This window comes from Leptolyngbya sp. FACHB-60 (assembly GCF_014695775.1).
In the GTDB taxonomy this organism is placed as follows: Bacteria; Cyanobacteriota; Cyanobacteriia; order Phormidesmidales; family Phormidesmidaceae; genus Nodosilinea.
In genome coordinates this window covers 48,076-54,135 of the sequence record NZ_JACJOX010000040.1, presented here as the reverse complement: position 1 = coordinate 54,135, position 6,060 = coordinate 48,076, and the positions used below count along the sequence as shown (strand labels likewise).

The 6,060-nt window shown below is 58.4% G+C and carries 7 protein-coding genes; 1 reads left to right on the top strand and 6 read right to left on the bottom strand.

Annotated elements, in window-relative coordinates; all coding sequences use genetic code 11:
• Positions 1 to 140 precede the first annotated feature (140 nt).
• Positions 141 to 770, top strand: coding sequence for an RraA family protein (locus H6F57_RS15690; RefSeq protein ID WP_190625821.1), 630 nt, complete (start codon positions 141 to 143; stop codon positions 768 to 770).
• 304 nt (positions 771 to 1,074) lie between these two features.
• On the opposite strand, the gene H6F57_RS15685 is transcribed toward H6F57_RS15690, so the two are convergent.
• From H6F57_RS15685 to H6F57_RS15660, 6 genes are all read right to left on the bottom strand, one after another.
• Positions 1,075 to 1,212, bottom strand: coding sequence for a hypothetical protein (locus H6F57_RS15685; protein ID WP_190625820.1), 138 nt, complete (start codon positions 1,210 to 1,212; stop codon positions 1,075 to 1,077).
• Positions 1,213 to 1,293: 81 nt separating this feature from the next.
• Positions 1,294 to 2,055, bottom strand: a complete 762-nt coding sequence (locus H6F57_RS15680; protein WP_190625819.1) for an ATP-binding cassette domain-containing protein — start codon at positions 2,053 to 2,055, stop codon at positions 1,294 to 1,296.
• Between the two features lie 132 nt (positions 2,056 to 2,187).
• Positions 2,188 to 2,997, bottom strand: coding sequence for an aliphatic sulfonate ABC transporter permease SsuC (gene ssuC / locus H6F57_RS15675; RefSeq protein WP_190625818.1), 810 nt, complete (start codon positions 2,995 to 2,997; stop codon positions 2,188 to 2,190).
• 92 nt (positions 2,998 to 3,089) lie between these two features.
• Positions 3,090 to 3,638, bottom strand: a complete 549-nt coding sequence (gene ssuE, locus H6F57_RS15670; protein ID WP_190625817.1) for an NADPH-dependent FMN reductase — start codon at positions 3,636 to 3,638, stop codon at positions 3,090 to 3,092.
• Positions 3,639 to 3,682: 44 nt separating this feature from the next.
• Positions 3,683 to 4,825, bottom strand: a complete 1,143-nt coding sequence (ssuD, locus tag H6F57_RS15665) for an FMNH2-dependent alkanesulfonate monooxygenase (RefSeq protein WP_190625816.1) — start codon at positions 4,823 to 4,825, stop codon at positions 3,683 to 3,685.
• Positions 4,826 to 4,947: 122 nt separating this feature from the next.
• Entirely contained in the window at positions 4,948 to 6,060 is a 1,113-nt protein-coding gene (locus H6F57_RS15660; RefSeq protein ID WP_199289601.1) for a sulfonate ABC transporter substrate-binding protein, read from the bottom strand.

The following is a 6,060-nucleotide window of genomic DNA, read 5'->3' as shown; positions in this document are numbered from 1 at the left end:
AATCGCGGCAATCGCTTTCTGGCGCAGGTCAAGGCTGTAGGGAGCTGGCATCACAATACTCCTCTCGATATCCTGTCATTTTGCCTGACCGAACCCTTATACGGATCGCTATATTTGAGCAATGTTTTGGCAATTCCCCGGTGAACGACCCATTAAACTTTGCGGCCCTCTCCCCCACCGCCTACGCCGATGCCCTGGGGCGTGAGCACTGTATGGATAGGGGCATTCGAGAACTGTGGCCCCGCATTCCCCGGCTGGCTGGCCCCGCCTACACCGTTAGCTGCCCACCGGGCGATAACCTGATGCTGCACGCCGCCATTTACCGGGCCGCCCCTGGTGCGGTGATAGTGGTGCAGGCGGGTGACACCGACTACGCCATGGCGGGAGGGAATGTCTGTGCGATCGCCCAAAATCGAGGCATTGCCGGCTTTGTGGTCGATGGCGTGATTCGCGACTTGGCCGAGGTGCGCGAGGCTCAGTTTCCGGTATTTGCGCGAGGGGTAATGCCGGTGCCGGGGAAAAAGCAGCAGTTGGGCACGCTGAATCAGGCGATCGTCTGTGGGGGAGTGCGGGTCAACCCTGGAGATATGATCGTGGCCGACGAAGAGGGTATTGTTGTGATTCCAGCGGCCCAGCAGGCGGCGGTTTGGCAGATGGCCCAGCAGCGCACCGACCAAGACGCCGCCCAATCGCTAGCGGATTGGGAAACCAACCACCGTGCCAAAGTCGAGCGGATGTTGCAGGACCTGGGTTTTGAGCCAGAGGGGTAAACCCTTTCCTCAAGCACCACAACACGCAAATCCTGCAACGGCTGACCTACCCCATGAAAGTTAATGTTTTCAAAATCGCCCCCAAAACCGTTGCGGCGGTGATGGGCAAAATCGCACTGATTGGGTTAGCGGGTTGCGATCGCCCGTTAGCGATTCCGTTGACCAAGTAGAAGACGCCCTCGACAGTAATGAAACCCTGAGGCCGTTTGATTTAGATGCCGAAGAAGAAGACAATCGTATTGAAGTTAAGTAATCGACAGCCGTAGTCGCGTTGGTTAGCCCCTCACCCGGCCTGCCGCCCCTACTACAGAGAAGCGGCCTGAAACAGGGTTAGCCCCAGCAGACCGACCAACCCCAGCAAACTGGGCAGAGTAACAAACAAAAGGTTGCGGGCGTCGTTGTGCGATCGCGGTGAATCTTGAAGCAGCCTAGCGTCATTCATGATTGTAGATACCAATTAGTAAACGGTACAGCCGTTAAACGGGATGCCCTAGTCTTGCCCCAGTCTGAGGCGCAAAAAGCCCTACTTCTTCAGAATTCGGTGGAGAATTTCTTGCTTGAGCCGAATCAACTCTGGGCTGGCCAGGTCTCGGGGACGAGGCAAATTGACCGCCACATCCAGCTCAATGCGACCGTTTTGAATCACAACGACGCGATCGGCCAGCACCACCGCCTCTTCGACATCGTGGGTCACCAGCAGAGCGGTGAACTGCTGCTCTTGCCACAGGGTTTCAATCAGCCGCTGCATGTCGATGCGGGTGAGGGCATCAAGGGCACCCAAAGGTTCGTCGAGCAGCAAGAGATCGGGCTGCGTCACCAAGGCCCGCGCCAGGGCCACCCGCTGCTTTTGCCCCCCCGACAACACCGTAGTCCAGTCTTTGGCGCGGTTGTCTAGGCCCACCTGCTGCAAAGCCCAGTGGCTGCGAGGGCGCGTCTTTTCTTTCAAACCTAGCGAAACGTTCTCTAAAACATTGCGCCAGGGCAGCAGGCGCGCATCTTGAAACATTACCCGCGCTTTAGCATTGAGCCCCGCTAGCCGCTGGCCATCGAGCTTGATCTCACCGTGGGAAGGGTTCTCTAGCCCCGCCAGCAACCGCAGCAGCGTGCTTTTGCCGCAGCCGCTTTTGCCGACAATAGCCACAAATTCTCCCGGCAAAATTTCTAGGGAAAAGCGATCGAGCACCGTCAGCTTGCCAAAGGCTTTGGTCAGATTGTTGATCCAAATGTGGCTGCCGTAGGTGGTTTGGGGGAGGGTTGAGGTTGAGAGGGTTTGGGTGTAGGTCATGGGAGTGGGGAGTAGGAAGGTAGGGAGTGGATGGGTGGATGGGTAGGGAGTAAGAGGGTAGGAAGTGAGGGAGCTGTACTGGGTCGATAAATCAATTCACTCACCCATCTACCCTCCTACCCATCCACCCGCCTACTTCAGGTTCTGACTGGGATGCCAGGCGATCGTGACCTTCTCTAGCCAGCGCACGGAGGAGTCGGCAAATTTGCCCAGCAGGGCATAGAGCAAAATGGCCACTACCACCACATCGGTCTGCATAAATTCGCGGGCGTTCATCGCCATATAGCCAATGCCGGAGCTAGCGGCGATGGTTTCGGCCACAATTAGGGTGAGCCACATGTTGCCGAGGGCATAACGCAGCCCCACCAGCATGCTGGGTAGGGCACCGGGCAAAATAATTTGCGAAAATAGCTGGCGACGGGTGAGGCCATAGACGCGGCCCATCTCAATTAGCCCTGGGTCGATGGCGCGAATGCCGTAGAAGGTGTTGACGTAGATGGGAAACAGCACCCCGAGGGCGACCAAAAAAATGCGGGCTTCGTCGTCGATGCCAAACCACAGAATCACCAGGGGAATCATCGCCAAGTGGGGGATGTTGCGAATCATTTGAATGGAGCTGTCGGAGAGCAGCTCTGCGGGGCGAGAGACGCCATTCAAAACGCCAAAAAATAGGCCAATGCTGCCGCCGATTAAAAACCCTACCCCGGCCCGCCAGGCGCTAATGGTCACATGCTTGAACAACTCGCCGCTGAGGGTGAGGCGAATGGTCGCCTGCACCACCTCGGTGGGAGCGGGCAGAATGCGGCTGTTGATCAAGCCCGCCTGGGCCAAAATCTGCCACAGCAAGATTAAAGCAGCGGGCACCAGCCAAGGAATGATGCGCTCCCACGGGATGCCGGCAGTTAGGTTAGAAACGGTGTCTCTACAGCGGATGGTTTGCATCGTTCAAGCGTTTTAGGGTCTGGGGAACTAACCGGAGTGAGCAACGGCATAGAAAAGATGTTTAACGACAGGCTCAAGGTAGGGCTACCTGCCTAGACGGCCGTGAGCACAGCGGGAAGCGATCGCACTAACCTGTCTAGCGAAGTTTGCAGGCGCGCTTTTAGCTCTGGGTCGTTAAACTCAATGCCGCCCGTTTCTAACCGTTGAAACTGCGTATCGACCAGGTAAACCCCTGACAGAATGGGGGTGGCACCGAGCACCCCCAGCACAGGGTTGAGGGCGTAGTCGATCGCCAGCAGGTGCGCCAATGTTCCCCCAGTAGCGATCGGCAGAACCGGCTTGCCCACTAGCGCCTTCTGGGGCAGCAGATCGAGAAAAGCTTTGAGAATGCCCGTGTAGGCTGCCTTGTACACAGGTGTCGAAATAATCACGGCATCAGCGGCGGTGACCTGAGCCGTGGCGGCGTTGATGGCCGCACTATCAAACCTAGCGTGAAGCAAATCTTCCGCTGGCAAATCTCGCACCAGCAAAATCTCTAGCTCCACACCCTGAGCGTTCAGAATTTTCTGTACCTCCTCTAGCACCGCGTAGGAACGCGAGGGATGGGACGGGCTACCCGCGATCGCAACAACTTTCGTCATAACTAAACCTCTTCAGCTAATTGAAAATTCAAAACTTTCCCTACTCAGCTGGCCGGAGCGGGGACTTTATCGTTAGCGATGATCTCGCCAAGCGGGCTGACGTAGCGGCTGGGGGCTGCCGTGGGCAGGTTCTCCAGAGGCAATTTGGGAAATACCAGTTCGGCGAAGCGGTAGGCTTCTTCCAGGTGGGGATAGCCGGAGAAGATAAAGGTGTCGATGCCCAGGTCGATATATTCCTGCATGCGCTGGGCGACGGTGTCGGGGTTGCCGACCAGGGCAGTGCCGGCCCCGCCGCGCACTAAGCCGACACCGGCCCAGAGGTTGGGGCTAATTTCGAGGCTGTCGCGGCGGCCACCGTGGAGGGCGACCATGCGGCGCTGACCTTCGGAGTCGGCGTGGGCCAACGCTTTCTGGGCGGCGGCGATGGTATCGTCATCCAGGTAGCGAATCAGGTCGTTGGCGGCGTCCCAAGCCTGGGCGGTGGTATTGCGCACAATGACGTGGAGGCGGATGCCGAAGCGCAGGGTGCGCCCGTGGGCTTCAGCTAATTGGCGCACCTCGGCGATTTTTTCGGCCACCTGGGCGGGGGGTTCGCCCCAGGTGAGGTACAGATCCACATGCTTAGCGGCGACCTCTTTAGCAATGGGGGAAGAGCCGCCAAAATACAGCGGTGGGTAGGGGTCTTGCACCGGGGGAAACAGCAGCTTTGCCCCTTGCACCGTCAGGTGCTGGCCCTCAAAATCCACTACTTCCTGCTGCATGACGCCGCGCCACACTTCAAGAAACTCGTCGGTGAGTTCGTAGCGTTGTTGCTTGTCGAGGTGCAAGCCGTCGCCTGCTAGTTCGTAGGGGTCGCCGCCGGTGACGACGTTGATCAGCAGGCGGCCGTTGGAGATGCGATCGAAGGTCGCCGCCATCCGCGCGGCCATGCCGGGGGAGCTGATGCCAGGGCGAATCGCTACCAGAAACTTCATGCGCTTGGTGACAGCAATCAGCGATGCGGCGGTAATCCAGGCGTCTTCGCAGGATTTGCCGGTGGGCAGTAGCGCCCCGGCATAGCCCAGTTGATCGATCGCACCGGCCAGCTGCCGCAGATAGTCGGCGGTAATGGCGCGGCCTCCCACAGCGGTGCCCAGGTAGCGGCCGTCGCCGTGGGTCGGTATAAACCAGTGAATGTCGAGGCTCATAGCAATGAAAACCGCAGAGAGAACAACGAAGAGAAAAGACGTAGGAGAGAGTTAGAAGCGCATGCGCAGCATCAGAGCTGTATCGGCCCTACGTCAAGCTTTAGTGCCTTAGTAGGCGTCACCTACCCATTCCAAATGACGGTGGAGACGTCGATTTCTTTGGGAATCAGCTGTAGGTCATAGAAGGTGTCGGCAATGTCTTGCTGGTAAGTCACCACCTCGTCAGTGATGGGCTGAATGCCGTAGCCGCGCCGACTTTCCACCAGATCCAGCACGTCGGTGGGAATCCCTAGCTCGTTCGACAGAAACTTAGAGACCTCGGCGGGGTTTTCTTTGGCAAAGGTGCTAATGGTTTCAGCCTCTTCTAAAACCGCCTGAAGCACGTCGGGCTGGCTATCGGCAAAGGATTTGGTGGCGAGATAGAAGCCTCGATTGCGGGCAATGCCTTTGCCGTCGCGCAGGGTTCTGGCTCCCAGCTGCTTTTTTGCCGCCCCCTGGAAGGGATCCCAGATCACCCAGGCATCGACGCTGTTTTGCTCAAAGGCCGAGCGGGCATCGCCGGGGGGCAGGTAGGCGGTCTCGATGTCGCTGTACTGCAAGCCCACTTCTTCTAAGGCTTTGACCAGCAGGTAGTGGACGTTGGAACCCTTGTTGAGGGCCACTTTTTTACCCTTCAGCCCGGCGACGCTCTGAATCGGCGAGTCTTTCTGCACGAGGATGGCTTCGGCCAGCGAGCCGACGTCTTCCCAGGCGACATAGACCAGGGGCGCATCGGCGGCCTGGGCAAAGATCGGTGGGGTTTCGCCCGTGTAGGCCACGTCAATGCTGCCCACGTTGAGGGCTTCGAGCATTTGGGGGCCAGCGGCAAACTCATTCCAGGTGATGGGAAAGGCCTCGGCCTCAAAGCGCTTTTCGAGGAGTTTTTGATTCTTTAGTAGGTTCAGCACCGTCGAGGACTTTTGGTAGCCCACCCGCAGTTGCTTGGTGGCGGCGGGGGCGGCACCACCGGCACCGGCTTGGGTCGCCCCAGTCTGGGCCTGGGGCGTAAACTCGCTGCTGCAAGCTCCCACTACCCCGGCCAGGGCCATACCCCCCAAGAACAGGCCGCCCTGGCGCAGAAATCGGCGGCGGGAGGTCAAACCCCGCAACACTGGGGTTTGGGCCTGGCTCTGGGAGTGGTTATAGCGAGGCACAATCTGCAAAGGTTCTTCAAACTCCGGCTTTTCAAAATTCAT